Source organism: Sphingomonas sp. (assembly GCF_036731925.1).
Taxonomy (GTDB): Bacteria; Pseudomonadota; Alphaproteobacteria; order Sphingomonadales; family Sphingomonadaceae; genus Sphingomonas.
Genome location: NZ_DAINDJ010000001.1, coordinates 277336 through 294394 on the forward strand (window position 1 = coordinate 277336; position 17059 = coordinate 294394).

The window sequence follows — 17059 nt, forward strand, 5'->3', positions numbered from 1 at the left end:
ACCGTTCACGATCAACGGCTCGGAAAATGCTGCGATCAAACAGCTAGAGCCTTTTCGCCCAAGGCGAAAACGCTCTAGCCTGCAGTGCATGGAAGCACGTCTCTTTCAGCTCGCTTCGTTCACCAGCAGGCGGTTCGCCGGCAACCCGGCGGCGGTGATGCTGTTCGACAGCGATCCGCCGAGCGATCTTTGTCAGGCATTGGCGGCCGAGAACAATCTGGCGGAAACGGCCTTCCTCGTGCCGCAGGGTGAGGACTATCGCCTCCGCTGGTTCACCCCCACGGTCGAGGTGCCGCTCTGCGGCCATGCGACCCTTGCCAGCGCCGCAGTGGTGCTGGAGCGGCTTGCGCCTGAACGGGAGCAGGTGGTGTTCCATTCGGCAAGCGGCCCGTTGACCGTGCGCCGTTCCGGCATCGGCTATGTCATGGACTTCCCGGTGCGCCGCTGTGTGCCGGCCGATGCACCCGCGGGGCTCTCCGAAGCGCTGGGTGCCGTGCCGGAGGAGGTGGTGTGGGACGGCTTCAACTTCGTCGCGCGCCTCGCTTCGGCCGAGGCGGTGCGTCGGCTGGTTCCGGATCTTGCCGCGATCGCCCGGCTCCCCGCCGCCGGCGTGATCGTGACGGCGCCCGGCGAGGGCGACCATGACTGCGTCAGCCGCTATTTCGCCCCCGCCAAAGGCATTCCCGAAGATCCGGTGACTGGCGGCGCGCATTGTGCGCTGGCGCCCTTCTGGTCCGAGCGACTGGGCAAGACCGAACTGCACGCGTTCCAGGCCTCGCCGCGCGGCGGGGAGATGTGGTGCCGGCTTCGCGGGGACCGCGTCGACCTGGAAGGCGCGTGCCTGTTCTATCTCGAAGGCGTGGCGCGGTGGTGACCGTCCATTCCGGTTCCTGCCATTGCGGCGGCGTGCGCTTCACCATTGCGCATGAACCGGACGAACTGACGACCTGCGACTGCTCGCTCTGCGTGAAGCGCAACGCGGTGATGGTGAAGGTGCCGGAAGCGGCGCTTCGGATCGAGGCGGGCGAGGCGCTGCTCGCCACCTATCAATGGAACACGATGCGGGCGAAGCATCATTTCTGCAGCCGCTGCGGCATCTATGTGTTCCACCGCAAGCGCGCCGCACCGGACCAGTATGGCGTCAACGTCTTCTGCCTGGACGGCTTCGATGCTGCCGCGCTGCCCCTGCGAGCTACCGAAGGCGTGGGCATGACGCTGGTCGGGGACGCGCCGCGCCGGGAATGGTCGGGGCCGCGAGAGGCTTCATGATCGGATCTGGGCGATCAGCGGATTGGTTCGGTTACGTCCAGTTAAGGTCAATCCGGGTTCAGCTAGCTTGTCGGGATGAACGAAGGATACAAGTCGGGTGGCACACCGGGGGGCAAGTGGGGCTGCGCCTTGGCTGCGATAGTAGGCGTGCCCCTCTTGGGTTTGATTATCTTACTGAGTGCATGGGGCGATTGCGCTTCAGACGTATCCTGCCACCATGATCCGAACTGGCTTTTGATCTTGGCAGCGTTGGCAACTGCCGCGGTTGTTGGCTTCATATCCCGCGCGCTGATCAACGCTGCGATTCGCCGCTGGACCAACGGCAGCTAACCACCAAGCCTCACCAGTCTGCACATGCCGCTGAGGCGTCGTTATCGCCCGCTGCTAGAGTACCAGCGTAAGGAAGCGGCTGTGTGGATCCTCGCGATAGTCGCCGAAGGGCGCGCAGGGAACGAAGCCGTAGCGGGTGTAAAGCCGGATCGCCGGTTCGAACGCCGGCGCGGTGCCTGTCTCCAGGCTCAGCCGCGTCAGCCCGCGCGCCCGGGCCGTGGCGAGAATATGCTCCAGCATCGTCGCGCCGACGCCCTTGCCGAGCCGTGCGGGCACGGTGCGCATCGACTTCACTTCCCCGTGCGTCGCATCGAGCTGCTTGAGCGCGCCCATGCCGAGCAGGTCCGCCCCCTCCCAGGCGCTCCAGAAGGTGACGTCCGCCGCCTGGAGGCCCGAAAGGTCGAGAAAGTGGCAGCTTTCCGCCGGCGAGTTGGCGAGCATGCCGGTGGCGTGCAGGCACAGGAGATCCTGCACCTGGCCATCGTCCAGCCCGCCTTCCCGGATCGTGATCACAGCGTGTCGATCATCCCGGCCAGCGTCTCCAGGCAGGCATGGGCGAGCAGCTTGCTGCGGATCGGCGACCAGCCGAACTCCGGGTCGGCGTTCGCATCATGGTCCTTGAACGGCATTTCCAGCGTCATCGACACTGCACCGAACCGCTCGGCGAGCTGGTTGGTCGACATGGCGAGGTTGGCCTTGCCCGGGGGCGACTTGTCATAGCCGAGTTCGGTCTGGAAATCGGGCGTGTGCGCGGCGAGGCGACGGCCGAATTCGTAGAACTTCTCGCCGAGTTCGTCGGTCCAGCTCGGAATGCCCTCGAATCCGGCGAGGAAATTGGCCGGAATCGCCTCGTCGCCGTGCACGTCCATGGCAAAGTCCACGCCTGTTGCGTCCATCGCGTTGCGCACCGCGAGCACTTCCGGGCTGCGCTCCGGCGTGGGCGTGTGCCATTCGCGGTTGAGGTTCACCCCCGCCGCATTGGTGCGCAGATGGCCGCGGCGCGAGCCGTCCGGGTTCATGTTGGGCACGCAGTGGAAGGTGGCCTTCTGCCGCAGCGTGCTCGCCACGGCATTATCCTCGTCGGTGAGGAATTCCAGCGCGCCTTCCATCCACCATTCGGCCATGCTCTCGCCCGGATGCTGGCGGGCATAGAGCCAGACCTGCTTGGGGCCTTCGCCGATGCTGAGGCAGTCGATCGGCTGGCCGTCCAGCGTCTCGCCCAGCTGGCGGTGCGTCACGCCCTCGGCAAGCGCGATGCGGCTGACCAGATCATGGTGCCGCTCCATCGAATAGGGCGCGAAATAGGCGAACCAGGTGAGGTCCGTCTGGAAATGATGGGTGAAGCTGAGGATGCCGCCGGCATAGTCCGTCTCCGCCATCCGCCACGATTCGCGGTCCGCCGACCAGCGCGCCTTGTAGCCCGGCCAGCCGAAGGGATAGGCCGAGCTGCCCGCATTGAGGATGCGGAAGGTCAGCGTCCGCCCCTTCGCGCCGGCGACGCGGAAGTGGAACCACTGGAAGAAGTCCGACTGGTGATCGAGGACGATCTCGCAGTCGACCCGGTCGCCTTCGATGGCGACCACGCGGATGTTGCCGCTGTCGAACGCGGCGCTGATCTGGATGCTCATTTGACCGTCGTAGTGATCCCGGACTCGCCGGGGAAGTCCTTGAACAGCGCCGCGGCGAGGCGCTGGGCGGTGGCAGCGGGCTGGTTGTCCTTGATGCCCACGCCCGTCGTCTCGGCGCGGCCTTCCCAGATCACGCTCTCGCCGGCGCGGCGGCGCAGCTGCACCCAGAGCTGCGAGACGAGGATCTCGTTGGTCTTGCGCTTGCCGAGCCCGAAGGAGAAGCCGCCGCCCAGGCCGACGCCGCCGCCCCGGCCGCCGCCGAAGCTGCCGCCGCCCAGGCCGATCGACACCGGCGAGGGTTCGCGCACCACGCCGCGCGAGGCGCGGGTGAACGATACCGAGGCGATATAGCCCGCCGGACGATCGCTGGTTGCCGGGACATAGCCCTGCTTGCTCAGCTCGGCCTGCACCGCATCGGCATAGGCGCGGAACTCCGGCGTCACGTCCATCGCGCCCGACATCGGCATGATCGAGACGGTGGTTCGCTCGAACGGCTCGCTCAGATGATAGCGGGTAACGTCGATCGGCGGGCGACCGCCGGTGGAGGTGCAGCCGGCGGCAAGCGCGGGCAGGGTGGCGAGCAGGGCAAGACGCAGATACGGATTCACGAACACGCACTCCTGTTTCGTGGGCGCAACGGGTGTATCCTGCCGGCACAAGCCGGGTCGAGCGGAATTGCGAGGCCCATCGGCGGTGGAACGTTCGAGGACGGCGATCGGCTGCATCCAGCACACGCGGCCTTGACTTCCCGCCCCCGCGCTTATAGGCGAGCCGCTCTTTCCGGCATTCCAGATAATTTGAGAAGCGAATCGGTCATGAAGATCGTCAATTCATTGAAGTCGCTCAAGGGGCGGCACCGCGACAACCGCGTGATCCGCCGCCGTGGCCGGATCTACGTGATCAACAAGACGCAGAAGCGTTTCAAGGCACGTCAGGGCTGAGCCCACACGTGGGGACTGCGCCGCACGCCGTCATCTTCGACGTCGGCAACGTTCTTTTCCCTTGGGAACCGCGGCGTTTGTACGAGCGCCTGTTCGACAACGAGCAGGCGCTCGACGCGTTTCTGTCGCAGGTCGTCACCAAGGAATGGCATTTCCAGCATGACGCTGGCCGCCCCTTCGTCGAGACATCGGCGGAGCTGAGCGCGCTGTACCCCGAGCATGCCGACAAGATCGCGCTCTGGGGGCCGCAGTTCGGCGACCAGTTGGGGCCGCCGATCCCGGGCATGGCCGAGCTGGTCGAGGAACTCGATTCGGCGGGCGTGCCGCTGTACGGCATCACCAATTTCTCCGGCGAGTTCTGGCGCGCCTGGATGCCGCAGGTCGAATGGCTGTTCGGCCGCTTCCAGGATATCGTCGTCTCGGGCGACGAGAAGCTGGTGAAGCCCGATCCCGCCATCTACGCGCTGGCGCTGGAGCGATTCGGGTTGCAGGGCCCGGACGCGGTGTTCGTCGACGACTTAGCCGTGAATGTCGAAGCCGCGCGGGCGCAGGGCATCCACGGCGTGGTGTTCACCGGCGCCGAGGCGTTCCGCGCCGAGCTGGTGCGGCTGGGCGTGCTTGCCGGCTGAGGGCTGGCAGCTTTCCTTTCCTCCTCCGACTCCGAGCGCCGGCGGCTATCGCGCGGGATTCCTGCTTTCGGTGTACAGCCGGCAAGCTGCCGCAGGGTGGTTGGGTGGTGACAATCGAGGGCACCAGCGACCGCCGCGGTCGGAAGGCCCCGATCGGCCCTCTGGCGCTGCACGACGCGCGGGTTGGGCTGCCCAATCGCGTGCAGTTCCATGGCTCGCCGAATGCCAAACTGGCCTCCATCGACGACGGGCAGTCGCAGGTGATGGCTTCGGTCGATCTGTACCCGTTCAAGGAGATCAGCCGCTCGCTTGGTCGTGCCAACGGCGACAGGCTGCTGCGCTGGGCACGCCCGCGGCTGCGGTACTATTCCACCGCAGCATTCATCCCCTTCGCCGAAGAAGCGAGCGAGATCATACCCCGGAGTGAGTGGCTGCTGCGCGTGGCCTGCAGCGAAGCGGCGGGCCGGGCTTCGGACAGCGTGTTGCGGTGAGCCTGTTGCGGCGGGATGTGATCAGCAGCGTTGCAGATATAAGGGGCGTCGTAGATCTCGTCGACGACGCCCCTTTGCTGTGACCGGACGCCGATCAGGCCGAATAGGCGACGCGGACCAAGCGGCGACGGCGCAGTGCGCCACCGGAAATTGCGAAGCCGCCGATCAGCATGGCCCAGGCGGCGGGTTCGGGGACGGCGGAGTCGCCGCGGATCACCCAGGTTTCTGCATACCAGACATTGCCGCCGGCGGTGCCGAACACGGCGCCACTCTGCGCATCGCCATAGTCGCAGTGCGAGTAGGAGGCGGTGAACCATGCCGAGGCGCAGGCGAAGGAGTTCCATGTTCCGAAATTGGTCACCGAAGGTCCGGCGGCCAGTTCGGTTGCGGTCGGAAGGCGCCAGCCCAGCGTACCTTGATAGCTAAGGTTGATTGCCGAGCCGTCACCACAGGTCTCGCCCTTGTAGCCGCCGCTCGGCGGGCAGGGGCTGGCCCACGCCCAGTCATTCCCTCCGAAAGTGATATAGTTGGCGGTTGGCACCGGCGCGTTGATCTGCGCGAATGCCGGAACGGGCGCGCCAAAGATGATAGCCGCGATGGCTAGCTTATTGATGTTCATCAGAATCCCCTCGATGCATGAATGGCAAGTGATTCTATTTTATGGCGCCCGACGCTAAAATAATCTGATCCATTTCGGGAGTCAAACTGCGGTCATTGCAAGAGAAGGCCTAGATTAAACCTCGTTTCGCTCGCGTAACCGTCGCGAAATTTGGGAAAACTACTGATATTGTTGTGCGTTGGGAGGGTCTTCTAAGGATTCAGAAGCGCGGCAGGCGCAAGTAGAGACTCGCCTGGCTCGGAATGAATAAGAACAATGCGCTGGAGAGGAGGTTTGCCCCCGGGCGATACTGCTCGCGTTCAGCCGTGGTGAACGCGGAAATGCAGGCAAGACACCGGCATCGCGTCTGGCCTGCCGGCACTCGGAAGCCGTGCCGGGTCTACGGGGTTTCCGGTCGTCTCAGAGGAAGTCTACCTGCTCCACCGTGCGAAAATCGCCGTCGGCAGCTCCAGCCCGCGTGCTTCTTCCCGCACCGTCAGCTCGCCGGCCTCGACCGTGCCCCCCTTGTCCGCCATCGCCTGGCGGACCAGTTCGCCGATCGCCAGCGCCGACATGCGCACCGCGTAGACCGTCAGGAACAGGAAGCGCGAATCCGCATCCAGCAGCTTGGCCACGTCGTCGATCAGTGCCGGCAGGCCTTCCTCCAGCTTCCACACCTCGCCGTTGGGCCCGCGGCCCCATTTCGGCGGATCGAGGATGATGCCGTCATAGCGGCGGCCGCGGCGTACTTCGCGCGCGCTGAATTTCATCGCGTCGTCGATCATCCAGCGGATCGGCTTGTCGGTCATGTTCGAGAGCTGGGCGTTGGCCTTGCCCTCCATCACCGATTTCTTGGAGGCGTCGACATGCGTCACCTTCGCGCCCGCCGCCGCCAGCGCCAGCGAGCCGACGCCGGTATAGCCGAACAGGTTCATGCACTCAGGGCTGTCCATGCCGTCGATCCGGCCGCGCATCCAGTCCCATACCGGCGCCATGTCCGGGAAGAAGCCGAGATGGCGGAAGGGCGTGGTCTGGGCGGTGAAGCGCACCTCGCGCCATGCCAGCGGCCAGCCCTCGCGCGGGGTAGGCTTCAGATACTCCCAGCGGCCGCCGCCATCCTCGTCGGAGCCGGGGACGAACTCGGCATGCGCGTCCCAGTCGGCCGAGGCGGGCGCCCACATCGCCTGGGGCTCGGGTCGAATGAAGCGATAGGCGCCGTAGCGCTCCAGCTTGCGGCCATGGCCGGAGTCGATCAGCCCATAGTCCGCCCAGGGTTCGCCGGTGAGGGTGACGAGTTTCATGCCTTCGCGTGCGCCCGCTCGGCGATATAGCCGGTGATCGCGCCGAATTCGGCGGGAAGCGTGTCGTAGCGCTCCTGGCGATCGAACAGGTCGCCGATGCGGTTCGGCACGTGCGGGCGGACGCCAGTGGCGCGCTCGACCGCGTCGCGGAACTTGGCGGGGTGGGCGGTGGCGAGGGTCACTACCGGCACATCGGCGGGCAGGCCGGCGCGCTGGGCGGCGGCGAGGCCGATCGCGGTGTGCGGGTCGATCACCTGCGCGGCCTCGGCACAGGCCCAGCGCATCGCCTCGTTCATGCCGTCGGCATCGATGGCGTCGCTGGTGAACAGCTTCGACGCGCCTTCCCGCTGCACATTGGTGAGCTGCATCGCGCGGGTCGATTCGAAGCCGCGCATCTGATCGGCCACCGGCGCGCCGGCGAGGTCCGCCAGCAGCCGCTCGAAGTTCGAGCTGACCTGGATGTCCATCGAGGGGGCGGCGGTGGGGGTGACGGTGCCCGCCGAATAGTCGCCGGCCGACAGCGCGCGGTGGAGGATGTCGTTGACGTTGGTCGCCACCACCAGCTTCGCCACCGGCAGCCCCATCCGCGCGGCGACATAGCCGGCGAAGACGTCGCCGAAATTGCCGGTGGGCACCGAGAAGGCGACGGCGCGCTCGGGCGCGCCCAGGCGCGCGGCGGCGTAGAAATAATAGACCACCTGCGCCATCAGCCGGGCCCAGTTGATCGAGTTGACCGCGCTCAGCTGGAAACGGCCGGCAAAGTCGCGATCGTTGAACATCGCCTTCACCAGCGCCTGGGCATCGTCGAAGCTGCCGTCGATCGCGATGTTGTGGACATTGGGGGCGAGCACCGTGGTCATCTGCCGGCGCTGGACGTCGGACACGCGGCCCTGCGGGTGCAGCATGAAGATGTCCACGCCGATGCGGCCTGCCACCGCGTCGATCGCCGCGCTGCCGGTGTCGCCCGAGGTCGCGCCGACGATGGTGAGGTGCTGATTGGTGCCGACCAGGAACTTCTCGAACAGCAACCCGAGCAGCTGGAGCGCCACATCCTTGAAGGCGAGGGTCGGGCCGTGGAACAGCTCGAGCAGCCAATGCTGCGCATCGAGCTGGACCAGCGGGGTCACCGCGGCATGGGCGAAGCGGCCATAGGCCTGGGTGCAGAGCTCGCGCAGCTCGTCCTCGCTCAGGTCCGGCGTGACGAAGGGCAGCATGACCCGCACCGCCGTCTCGACATAGGAGAGACCGCGCATGGCGGCGATATCCTCGGCCGAGAAATGCGGCCATTCGGTCGGGACGTAGAGGCCGCCGTCGCTGGCGAGGCCGGTGAGGGTGACGTCGCGAAAGCCCAGCAAGGGCGCGCCGCCGCGGGTGCTGTGATACTGCATGGCCGCCGGCGTTACCGGGCGAGGGGCGACACGACAAGATAGCTGTCCTTGGGGGCGGCTTGCCATTGTTGCGGGGCGGGGTGTTCCGTGCGGGATCCCGCCTGCGTATAGGCGCGTTCCGTACAGCCTTCCCGATGGAGAGAGATGATGGCCTATCCCCAGCCCTGGCATGCCGATGCCGACCGTTATGATGGCCGTATGCCCTATCGCCGCTGCGGTGTGAGCGGGCTCGACCTGCCGGCGATCAGCCTGGGGCTCTGGCAGAATTTCGGCGGCACCGATGTGTTTGAAAATGCCCGCGCGATGCTGCGCCGGGCGTTCGATCGCGGCGTGACCCACTTCGATCTCGCGAACAACTACGGCCCGCCCTATGGCTCCGCCGAAGAGAATTTCGGCCGCGTGCTGGCGACCGACTTCGCGCAGCATCGCGACGAGCTGATCATCTCCACCAAGGCGGGATGGGACATGTGGCCGGGGCCCTATGGGGACGTGGGCGGCAGCAAGAAGTATCTGATCGCCTCGTGCGACCAGAGCCTCAAGCGGATGGGCCTCGACTATGTCGACATCTTCTACTCGCACCGCGTCGACCCGAAGACGCCGCTGGAGGAAACGATGGGCGCGCTCGCCCAGATCCACCGCCAGGGCAAGGCGCTCTACGTGGGCATCTCCAGCTATTCGCCCGAGCTGACCCGGCAGGCGGCCGCGATCCTCGCGGACTACAAGGTGCCGTTGCTGATCCACCAGCCGAGCTATTCGATGCTCAACCGCTGGATCGAGGAGAGCCTGCTCGACACGCTCGAAGACTTGGGCACCGGCTGCATCGCCTTCTCGCCGCTCGCGCAGGGAATGCTGACGCGGAAATACCTCAACGGCGTGCCCGAGGATGCCCGCGCGGCGAAGGGCGGTTCGCTCAACACTGCGCTGCTCTCCGACGAGAATATCGCCCGTATCCGCGCGCTCAACGCCATCGCCGAGCAGCGCGGCCAGACGCTCGCCCAGATGGCGATCGCCTGGGTGCTGCGTGATCCCCGCGTCACCTCGGCGCTGGTCGGCGCGCGGACGGTGCAGCAGCTCGACGATTCGCTCGATGCAGTGAAGAACCTCAGCTTCACGGCCGAGGAACTGGCCGCGATCGACACCCATGCCACCGAAGGCGCGATCGATCTGTGGAAGGTTTCGTCCATGCTCGAGGAGCTGCCCCAGCGATGAGCGTCGCCTTCCGCCGCGAGAGCGACGAGGAACACAAGGAACCCAAGTTCGAGCTGCCGCTGCCGCCGGGACCCAATCTGGTCACGGCGGCGGGGCCGGCGCTGATCGCGGGCAAGGTCGCCGCACTGGAAGCGGCGATCGAGGCCGAGGGCGAGGCGGAGGCCAAGGAGGTGCTGAAGCGTGAGCTCCGCTACTGGAACACCCGCGCCGCCACCGCGCAGGTCGCACCGCCGATCGAGGACGGCGTGGCGGGGATCGGTGCGCGGGTGCGAATCCGGCTCAACGGACGCGAGCGAGTGATCGAGATCGTCGGCCATGACGAGGCTGATCCCGCGGCCGACCGGCTGGCCTTCCAGGCACCGCTGGCGCACGCGCTGCTGGGGGCGGAAGAGGGCGAGCGGGTGGACTTCGGCGGCAAGGCCGAGGCGATCGAGGTGCTGGGGGTGGAGGCGATTTAGGTCCGGCCCCTGAAGATCGGCGCGTTCTGGAGGAGGGCGTGAAGGGCTGAATGTGGTGGCTAGCGGACATCGCGCGCATCTGGCTATGCTACTCCGATGGTCGTCTTCAGCGAACTCTACGGGGGATATGAAATCAGTTGGCGGGAAACCGGCGAGCAGTTTGTTGCGCTCGTTCGTTTGCCTCGGGAAGAGCGCCCACCAGCCTTGATTAGAGCAACGGTCAGCGAGGGCATGTCCGTGCTGAAATCGCGAACTCGCGCGGCTATCGATGCGGGAGAGATTGAGCGCTACAGACCTACGCTCTGAACGTAGGCAGGCGTCCGCTAATGGGGCGGTAGCCGACATCATCGGCGCCCAGGCTCTCAAAAAAGGAAGCAGGGCTCAGACGTCGTAATCGCGCGCTCGTGCGTTCCTGCGGTGCAAGGAAGGAAAAACCGATGAACCCGACACGCACGCCCGGCAACGCGCCCGACCCTGGCGATATGGCCACCGAGCCTCCTTTCGGAACGCCGAAGGATAATCCGGCGGAGCATGAGCTTCCGGACGAGGATGCGGAAGCGCTTGGTGACTTCGCCTAGCCCATCCGCGAAGTTGGCGCCTAGTGGGCGTTTCTGACACGCCGCACTGGATCCCTTTGCCTGGTCTTTCTGCTCCCAAGCCCCCTCCCGCAGGTGGGAGGGGGGTGAGATGAAGGGAGGGCGCTCAGCCCTCCAGCGCGGCCAGATCGAACGCGATCACGTCCTGGCGCTGGGTGCCGAGGCCCGAAATGCCCAGTTCCATCACGTCGCCCGGCTTGAGGAAGATCTTCTCCGGCTTCTGGCCCTCGCCGACGCCCGGGGGCGTGCCGGTGATCAGCAGGTCGCCGGGGTGGAGCGTGATGAAGCGGCTCATGTACGCGATGCATTCCGCCACCGGGAAAATCATCGTCGCGGTGTTGCCGGTCTGCATGCGCTTGCCGTTGAGGTCGAGATACATGTCGAGCGCCTGGCAGTCGGCGATCTCGTCCGGGGTGACCAGCCACGGGCCGACGGGGCCGAAGGTGTCGCAGCCCTTGCCCTTGTCCCACTGGCTGCCAAGCTCCTTCTGGAACGCGCGCTCGGACACGTCGTTGGCGAGGACATAGCCGGCGACATGATCCAGCGCATCGGCCTGGTCGACATGGCGGCAGGTCTTGCCGATGATCACGCCCAGTTCGACTTCCCAGTCGCTCTTCTGCGAGCCCTTGGGGATCATCACGGGATCGTTCGGGCCGGTGAGGCACGAGATCGCCTTGGTGAAGAAGATCGGTTCGGGCGGCGGCTCGAGGCCGGCTTCGCGCGCGTGATCGGCATAGTTGAGCCCGATCGCGAGGAACTTGCCGATACCCGCGACCGGCACGCCGAGGCGCGGATTGCCTTCGACCACCGGCAGCGTAGCGGGATCGACCGCGCGGATCCGCTCGATCACGTCGACGGTGAGATCGGGTACCAGCCCGGTCAGGTCGCGGATACGGCCCTCGGCATCGAGCAGGCCGGGCTTTTCGGCACCGCGCGGGCCATAGCGAAGCAACTTCATGCAAGCGTCCTCATTCAGAAAAGACAGACGATTGCGCACTAGCGCGCATGTCCGCGCGGCCAAAGCGGGATTTGCCGGTTTGGCGGATACAGGAGGCATGGCAGGGGCGAGCGGAAGGCGCTCGGAAGCGGTGGCGGCGAAGCCGCGTCTTCCCCGCAGCCGTCATCCCGGCGGAAGCCGGGATCCAGACGCCGCTCGGGCGCGGCAAGAGCCGCAACGGAGACCCCGATGGATCCCGGCTTTCGCCGGGATGACGGTCGGGGCGGCGCGGGCTGCCTAGCGGCTCAGCTGACCCGGCGGAGGTGCTTGCCGCCATAGCGGTGCCCGAGATAGTCGGCGAGGCGCTGGACATAGTTGCGCGCGTTCGCCGCCTTGTCCGGGCAGCAGGGCAGGGGGTTCTTGCTGATGCCGGCGGCGCGGCGCTCGACCTTCTGGCAGAGCAGCTCGATGTCCTGCCGCGAGAGCAGGTTCTTCTCCCGCATCACGCAGAGCAGACCTTCGAGGATGATCATGCTCTCGTCTGCGGCCTGCACCGGCAGTGCGGGCAGGCCCGGGTCTTGGTCCGGCTGGGTTTCGTTGGGCGACACGACACCTCTCCTTCTCCTGTTTGGATCCAGAGAGTATGCCGATTTTTGCAGCTGGCAAGCGCCTAGTCGAGGCCGCCGCCTAAGGTTCTGTACAGGGTTACCAGATTGGTCGCGCGGGTCAGCCGGGTGGTGACCAGCTGCTGCTCGGCAGCATAGGCGCTGCGCTGCGAATCGAGCGCGGTGAGGAAGGAATCCACCCCCGCCCGGTAGCGCGCGTCGGACAGGCGGGCAGCGACTTCCGCTGCATTCGCCCGCGCGCTCTGCGCTCGCAGCTGCTCGTCGATCGTGCCGCGCTGGGCCAACGCATCGGCGACTTCGCGGAAGGCGGTCTGGATCGTCCTCTGATAGGTCGCCACCGCCGCGTCGCGCGAGGCCCTGGAATAGGCGAGGTTCGCCTGGTTCTTGCCGAAGTTGAAGATGCTGAGCGATGCCGTGGGCGAGACCGCGTAGGTGTCGGTGCCCGATCCGAACAGCTTGCCGATCGTCGATGCGATCGAACCGGCCGTGGCGGTGAGCGAGAGGCTGGGGAAGAACGCCGCGCGGGCGGCGCCGATATTGGCGTTCTGCGCGATCAACTGGTGCTCGGCCTGCAGCACGTCGGGCCGGCGCAGCAGCACTTCCGACGGCACGTTGCCGGGCAGCGCGTCGATCGTTGCCTTTGCGTCGCCCAGCGTCTCGGGCAGCAGCTCGGCCGCGACCGGCGCGCCGGTCAGCAGCTGGAGCGCGTTGATGTCCTGCGCGATCCGCGTCTGCGCCGTCGCCACGTCGTTGCGGGCGGACTCGTAGTTGGTCTCCGCCTGCCGCGATTCGAGTTCGGAGGCCGTGCCGATGCGCAACTGGGCGCGGGTCAGCTCCAGCGACTGCTGGAAGGCCTGCAGCGTGTTCTGCGCGATGGCGAGCTGCTCGCGATCCGAGGCGAGGGTCAGCCAGGCACTGGCGATCTCCCCGATCAGCGAGACGCGCGTGGCACGCTGCGCCTCGGTACTGGCGAAATATTGCTCCTGCGCAGCGCGGCTCAGGTTGCGAACGCGGCCGAACAGGTCAAGCTCGAACGAGGTGATCCCGCCCGAGACGCTGAAGTTCTGCACGTCCTGAACGCCGCCGCCCCCCAGCGCACCGCCCGCGCTCGCCGCGAACTGGGCGGTGTTGGTGTAGGTGCCGGTCCCGCTGACGCCGATCGCGGGGAACAGGTCCGCGCGCTGCGCCCGGTACTGGGCCCGTGCCCGCAGCACGTTGGCGGCGGCGAGGCGCAGATCCTGGTTGTTGTCGAGGCCGAGCTGGATCACCCGGCGCAGGCGATCGTCGACGAAGAAGTCGCGCCAGCCGATCTTGCTGATGTCGGGCGCATCGGTGGCGGCGGCCGGGTAGACGCCGCCTTGCGGCAGCGCCGCCGGCACGGCCGGCTCCGGACGGGCGTATTTCGGAGCGAGGTTGCAGGCCGAGAGCGCGGTGCTCGCGGCCAGCGCGAGAAGCAGGGGGAAGCGGTTGGTCACGGCCGTCAGGCTCCCTGGGGCGCCGAGGCGCCGCCGTCATGGGTGGTTGCGGGGGGCGTCTTGCCCTTGTTGCGGCGGCGATCGAACAGACCGCGCACCACCACGAAGAACATCGGCACGAAGAAGATCGCGAGCACGGTGGCGGAGAGCATGCCGCCCACCACCGAGCGGCCGATCGCATTCTGGCCGCCGGCACCCGCGCCGGTGGTGATCGCCAGCGGCAGCACGCCGAAGATGAAGGCGAGGCTGGTCATCAGGATCGGGCGCAGACGGAGCTTGGCGGCTTCGATCGCCGCGTCGAAGGCGCTCATGCCCTCGCGCATCCGCTCCTCGGCGAATTCGACGATCAGGATCGCATTCTTCGCCGACACGCCGATCGTGGTGATCAGGCCGACCTGCAGGTAAATGTCGTTGTTGAGTCCCGTGAGCTTGGCCGCGAGCAGCGCGCCGACCACGCCGAGCGGCACCACCAGGATGACCGAGATCGGCACTGACCAGCTCTCGTACAGCGCGGCAAGGCAGAGGAACACGATCAGCAGCGACAGCGCGTACAGCGACGGTGCCTGGCCGCCCGACAGGCGTTCCTCGTAGGAAAGGCCCGTCCATTCGAGCGAGGTGCCCGGGGGCAGCTTGGCGTGGATCGCCTCCATCGCCTCCATCGCGACGCCGGTCGACACGCCCGGGGCGGGCGAGCCGAGGATTTCCATCGACGGCAGGCCGTTATAGCGGGTGAGCTGCACCGGTGCCTGCTCCCAGCTGAGCGTGGAGAAGGCAGTGAACGGCGTCATCTCCCCGGTGGCACCGCGAACATACAGGTTCGCAATGTCCTCCGGCGCCAGGCGGTACGGGGAATCCGCCTGGATGTAGACGCGCTTGACGCGGCCGCGGTCGACGAAGTCGTTCACATAGGCGCCGCCCCATGCGGTGGCGATGGTGCTGTTGACCGAGGAGAGGTCGAGGCCGAGCGCCTTGGCCTTGTCCTGATCGATGTCGACCTTGAGCTGGGGCGCGTCCTCCAGCGAGTTCGGGCGCACGCCGACCAGGCGGTGATCCTGCATCGCCATGCCGAGCATCATGTTGCGCGCCTGGAGCAGGCGTTCATGGCCGATGCCGCCGGTATCGACGAGTTGCAGGTCGAAGCCGGTCGCGTTGCCCAGCTCCTGCACCGCGGGCGGGGTGACCGCGAAGATCTGGCCATCGCGATATTGCGAGAAGGCGCCCATCGCGCGGCCGACCATCGACTGCGCCGAATTGGCACTGCCCTTTCGGTCCGCCCAGTCCTTCAGCGGGATGAACACCAGGCCGCTGTTCTGGCCGGCGCCCGCAAAGCTGAAGCCGTTGATGGTGAAGACGCCCTGCACGTTACCCGCTTCCTGCTTGAGGAAATGGTCGCGGACCAGGTCGAGGCCCTTGTCGGTGCGTGCCGAGGTGGCGCCTGCCGGGCCCTGTACCAGCGCGATGGCCATGCCCTGGTCTTCTTCGGGCAGGAAGCCCGAGGGCAGGCGAAGGAACAGGAAGGCCATGCCGCCGATGATCAGCAGATAGACCAGCCCCGAGCGCTTCCAGCTGCGCGCGGTACTGCGCACGCCCTTTTCGTAGCGGCGCTGGCCGTTGTCGAACTTCTCGTTGAACCAGCGGAAGAAGCGCGCGAGCGGGCCGGTACGCTCGGCCGTGTCGGGATCATGCGGCTTGAGGATGGTCGCGCAGAGCGCCGGCGTGAGTACCAGCGCCACGAACACCGAAAGCACCATCGCCGATACGATCGTGATCGAGAACTGGCGGTAGATCACGCCGGTCGAACCGCCGAAGAACGCCATGGGCAGGAACACTGCCGACAGGACGAGGGCGATGCCGACCAGCGCGCTGGTGATCTCGTCCATCGACTTGCGGGCGGCATCGACGGGGCTGAGATGCTCGGTAGTGATCAGGCGCTCGACATTCTCGACGACAACGATCGCGTCGTCGACGAGCAAGCCGATCGCCAGCACCATGCCGAACAGGGTCAGCGTGTTGATCGAATAGCCGGCGATCGCCATCACCGCGAAGGTGCCGAGCAGCACCACCGGCACCGCGATCGTCGGGATCAGCGTGGCGCGGAAGTTCTGCAGGAACAGGAACATCACCAGGAAGACGAGCACCACCGCTTCGACCAGCGTGTGCACCACCTGCTCGACCGACAGGCGGACAAACGGCGTGGTGTCGTACGGGTAGGTGACCTTGATGTCGGCCGGGAAGGTCTTGGCAATCTCGTTCACGCGTGCCTTGACCGCGTCGACCGTGGTCAGCGCGTTGGCGCCGGGAGCGAGCTTGATGCCGATGCCGGAGCCGGGCTTGCCGTTCCACTTCGACTCGAAGCCATAGCTTTCCGCGCCCAGCTCGACGCGCGCGACGTCGGCGAGCCGCACGACCGAGCCGTCGGCACCGCTCTTCAGGCGGATCTGGGAGAACTGGTCGGGCGTGGTGAGGCGCGACTGGACGGAGACGGTGGCGTTGAGCATCTGCTCCTTCGGCGCCGGGCGCGCGCCCAGCTGGCCGGCGGAGACCTGCGCGTTCTGCGCGCGGACCGCGGAGGTCACGTCATCGACGGTGAGCGCGTATTTGGTGAGCTTCACCGGATCGACCCAGATGCGCATCGCGTACTGCGAACCAAAGATCTGGGTGTCGCCGACGCCGTTCACGCGGGACAGCGGATCCTGCAGCTTCGACACGGCATAGTCGGCGAGATCGGTGCCGCTGTGCGAGCCGTCTTCCGAATAGAGACCGATGACTACCAGGAAGTTCTGGGTGGCCTTGGCGACCTGGATGCCCTGCTGCTGCACTTCCTGCGGCAGGAGCGGGGTGGCCGCCTGCAGCTTGTTCTGCACCTGCACCTGCGCGATGTCCGGGTCGGTGCCCTGCTCGAAGGTGAGCGTGATGGTCACCGTGCCGGCGGACGAGGACGAAGACGAGAAGTAGCGAAGGTGGTCGATCCCCTTCATCTGCTGCTCTATGATCTGCGTCGTCGTGTTTTCCAGCGTCTTGGCATCGGCGCCCGGATAGGTCGCGGTGATCGAGACGGCGGGCGGCGCGATGGTGGGGAACTGCGCGATCGGCAGCGAGCGGATGGCGAGGATGCCCGCCAGCATGATGATGATCGCGATGACCCATGCGAAGATGGGGCGATCGATGAAATAGCGCGACATG

General features: G+C 66.6%; 20 protein-coding genes. 10 read left to right on the plus strand and 10 right to left on the minus strand.

Features of this window, described 5'->3' with window-relative positions:
- Positions 1-88 precede the first annotated feature (88 nt).
- From V7E00_RS01285 to V7E00_RS01295, 3 genes are all read left to right on the plus strand, one after another.
- Positions 89-874 (plus strand): PhzF family phenazine biosynthesis protein, encoded by a 786-nt coding sequence (locus V7E00_RS01285; protein ID WP_333570901.1) that lies wholly within the window; start codon positions 89-91, stop codon positions 872-874.
- Positions 871-1269 carry a GFA family protein gene (locus tag V7E00_RS01290; protein ID WP_333570902.1) on the plus strand — a complete coding sequence of 133 codons (399 nt, stop codon included), beginning with the start codon at positions 871-873 and terminating at the stop codon, positions 1267-1269. The genes V7E00_RS01285 and V7E00_RS01290 overlap by 4 nt, the downstream gene beginning before the upstream one ends.
- A 75-nt stretch (positions 1270-1344) precedes the next feature.
- A complete protein-coding gene (locus V7E00_RS01295) occupies positions 1345-1599 on the plus strand; it encodes a hypothetical protein (RefSeq protein WP_333570903.1) in 255 nt (84 codons plus the stop codon).
- 54 nt (positions 1600-1653) lie between these two features.
- Here the strand turns inward: V7E00_RS01295 and V7E00_RS01300 are convergent, their stop codons facing one another.
- From V7E00_RS01300 to V7E00_RS01310, 3 genes are read right to left on the minus strand one after another with little or no spacing between them, the layout of a single operon-like run.
- On the minus strand, positions 1654-2112 hold the full coding sequence (locus V7E00_RS01300; protein ID WP_333570904.1) for a GNAT family N-acetyltransferase: 459 nt from the start codon (positions 2110-2112) through the stop codon (positions 1654-1656).
- Complete coding sequence (locus tag V7E00_RS01305) at positions 2109-3227, minus strand: M14 family metallopeptidase (protein WP_333570905.1); 1119 nt, start codon at positions 3225-3227, stop codon at positions 2109-2111. The genes V7E00_RS01300 and V7E00_RS01305 overlap by 4 nt, the downstream gene beginning before the upstream one ends.
- Positions 3224-3835 carry a DUF4136 domain-containing protein gene (locus tag V7E00_RS01310; RefSeq protein ID WP_333570906.1) on the minus strand — a complete coding sequence of 204 codons (612 nt, stop codon included), beginning with the start codon at positions 3833-3835 and terminating at the stop codon, positions 3224-3226. Before V7E00_RS01310 ends, V7E00_RS01305 begins: the two co-directional genes overlap by 4 nt.
- A 207-nt stretch (positions 3836-4042) precedes the next feature.
- Between V7E00_RS01310 and ykgO the strand changes: the two genes are divergently transcribed.
- The 3 genes from ykgO to V7E00_RS01325 all read left to right on the plus strand — a co-directional run bounded on the left by ykgO (position 4043) and on the right by V7E00_RS01325 (position 5288).
- Complete coding sequence (ykgO, locus tag V7E00_RS01315) at positions 4043-4168, plus strand: type B 50S ribosomal protein L36 (RefSeq protein ID WP_010543750.1); 126 nt, start codon at positions 4043-4045, stop codon at positions 4166-4168.
- Between the two features lie 8 nt (positions 4169-4176).
- Positions 4177-4797, plus strand: a complete 621-nt coding sequence (locus V7E00_RS01320; protein WP_333570907.1) for an HAD family hydrolase — start codon at positions 4177-4179, stop codon at positions 4795-4797.
- Positions 4798-4904: 107 nt separating this feature from the next.
- Positions 4905-5288: a diguanylate cyclase domain-containing protein gene (locus V7E00_RS01325; RefSeq protein WP_333570908.1), complete on the plus strand. Its 384-nt coding sequence runs from the start codon at positions 4905-4907 to the stop codon at positions 5286-5288.
- Positions 5289-5382: 94 nt separating this feature from the next.
- On the opposite strand, the gene V7E00_RS01330 is transcribed toward V7E00_RS01325, so the two are convergent.
- From V7E00_RS01330 to thrC, 3 genes are all read right to left on the minus strand, one after another.
- A complete protein-coding gene (locus V7E00_RS01330; RefSeq protein WP_333570909.1) occupies positions 5383-5907 on the minus strand; it encodes a PEPxxWA-CTERM sorting domain-containing protein in 525 nt (174 codons plus the stop codon).
- A gap of 410 nt (positions 5908-6317) precedes the next feature.
- Positions 6318-7187, minus strand: a complete 870-nt coding sequence (locus V7E00_RS01335) for a class I SAM-dependent methyltransferase (protein ID WP_333570910.1) — start codon at positions 7185-7187, stop codon at positions 6318-6320.
- The gene (thrC, locus tag V7E00_RS01340) at positions 7184-8575 is read right to left on the minus strand and encodes a threonine synthase (protein WP_333570911.1); all 1392 of its coding nucleotides are present in this window, start codon (positions 8573-8575) and stop codon (positions 7184-7186) included. The genes V7E00_RS01335 and thrC overlap by 4 nt, the downstream gene beginning before the upstream one ends.
- A 147-nt stretch (positions 8576-8722) precedes the next feature.
- Between thrC and mgrA the strand changes: the two genes are divergently transcribed.
- The 4 genes from mgrA (at position 8723) to V7E00_RS01360 (ending at position 10820) form a co-directional block, all read left to right on the plus strand.
- On the plus strand, positions 8723-9784 hold the full coding sequence (gene mgrA / locus V7E00_RS01345; RefSeq protein ID WP_333572357.1) for an L-glyceraldehyde 3-phosphate reductase: 1062 nt from the start codon (positions 8723-8725) through the stop codon (positions 9782-9784).
- Positions 9781-10242 (plus strand): GreA/GreB family elongation factor, encoded by a 462-nt coding sequence (locus V7E00_RS01350; protein WP_333570912.1) that lies wholly within the window; start codon positions 9781-9783, stop codon positions 10240-10242. Before mgrA ends, V7E00_RS01350 begins: the two co-directional genes overlap by 4 nt.
- A gap of 96 nt (positions 10243-10338) precedes the next feature.
- The gene (locus tag V7E00_RS01355; RefSeq protein ID WP_333570913.1) at positions 10339-10548 is read left to right on the plus strand and encodes a hypothetical protein; all 210 of its coding nucleotides are present in this window, start codon (positions 10339-10341) and stop codon (positions 10546-10548) included.
- Positions 10549-10679: 131 nt separating this feature from the next.
- On the plus strand, positions 10680-10820 hold the full coding sequence (locus tag V7E00_RS01360; RefSeq protein WP_333570914.1) for a hypothetical protein: 141 nt from the start codon (positions 10680-10682) through the stop codon (positions 10818-10820).
- Between the two features lie 124 nt (positions 10821-10944).
- On the opposite strand, the gene V7E00_RS01365 is transcribed toward V7E00_RS01360, so the two are convergent.
- From V7E00_RS01365 to V7E00_RS01380, 4 genes are all read right to left on the minus strand, one after another.
- Positions 10945-11796 carry a fumarylacetoacetate hydrolase family protein gene (locus tag V7E00_RS01365; protein ID WP_333570915.1) on the minus strand — a complete coding sequence of 284 codons (852 nt, stop codon included), beginning with the start codon at positions 11794-11796 and terminating at the stop codon, positions 10945-10947.
- A 284-nt stretch (positions 11797-12080) separates the two neighbouring features.
- Positions 12081-12383: a hypothetical protein gene (locus V7E00_RS01370; protein WP_333570916.1), complete on the minus strand. Its 303-nt coding sequence runs from the start codon at positions 12381-12383 to the stop codon at positions 12081-12083.
- Between the two features lie 62 nt (positions 12384-12445).
- Positions 12446-13876, minus strand: coding sequence for an efflux transporter outer membrane subunit (locus tag V7E00_RS01375; protein ID WP_333570917.1), 1431 nt, complete (start codon positions 13874-13876; stop codon positions 12446-12448).
- Positions 13877-13881: 5 nt separating this feature from the next.
- Positions 13882-17058: an efflux RND transporter permease subunit gene (locus V7E00_RS01380; RefSeq protein ID WP_333570918.1), complete on the minus strand. Its 3177-nt coding sequence runs from the start codon at positions 17056-17058 to the stop codon at positions 13882-13884.
- Position 17059: the final 1 nt, after the last annotated feature.

Excerpts from the sequence above, each read along its gene's own strand:
- V7E00_RS01285 (WP_333570901.1), top strand. The coding sequence starts at position 89 with ATGGAAGCACGTCTCTTTCAGCTCGCTTCGTTCACCAGCAGGCGGTTC.
- V7E00_RS01295 (WP_333570903.1), top strand. The coding sequence starts at position 1,345 with ATGAACGAAGGATACAAGTCGGGTGGCACACCGGGGGGCAAGTGGGGC.
- V7E00_RS01305 (WP_333570905.1), bottom strand. The coding sequence starts at position 3,227 with ATGAGCATCCAGATCAGCGCCGCGTTCGACAGCGGCAACATCCGCGTG.
- ykgO (WP_010543750.1), top strand. The coding sequence starts at position 4,043 with ATGAAGATCGTCAATTCATTGAAGTCGCTCAAGGGGCGGCACCGCGAC.
- V7E00_RS01330 (WP_333570909.1), bottom strand. The coding sequence starts at position 5,907 with ATGAACATCAATAAGCTAGCCATCGCGGCTATCATCTTTGGCGCGCCC.
- V7E00_RS01335 (WP_333570910.1), bottom strand. The coding sequence starts at position 7,187 with ATGAAACTCGTCACCCTCACCGGCGAACCCTGGGCGGACTATGGGCTG.
- thrC (WP_333570911.1), bottom strand. The coding sequence starts at position 8,575 with ATGCAGTATCACAGCACCCGCGGCGGCGCGCCCTTGCTGGGCTTTCGC.
- mgrA (WP_333572357.1), top strand. The coding sequence starts at position 8,723 with ATGGCCTATCCCCAGCCCTGGCATGCCGATGCCGACCGTTATGATGGC.
- V7E00_RS01350 (WP_333570912.1), top strand. The coding sequence starts at position 9,781 with ATGAGCGTCGCCTTCCGCCGCGAGAGCGACGAGGAACACAAGGAACCC.
- V7E00_RS01355 (WP_333570913.1), top strand. The coding sequence starts at position 10,339 with ATGGTCGTCTTCAGCGAACTCTACGGGGGATATGAAATCAGTTGGCGG.
- V7E00_RS01360 (WP_333570914.1), top strand. The coding sequence starts at position 10,680 with ATGAACCCGACACGCACGCCCGGCAACGCGCCCGACCCTGGCGATATG.
- V7E00_RS01365 (WP_333570915.1), bottom strand. The coding sequence starts at position 11,796 with ATGAAGTTGCTTCGCTATGGCCCGCGCGGTGCCGAAAAGCCCGGCCTG.
- V7E00_RS01380 (WP_333570918.1), bottom strand. The coding sequence starts at position 17,058 with ATGTCGCGCTATTTCATCGATCGCCCCATCTTCGCATGGGTCATCGCG.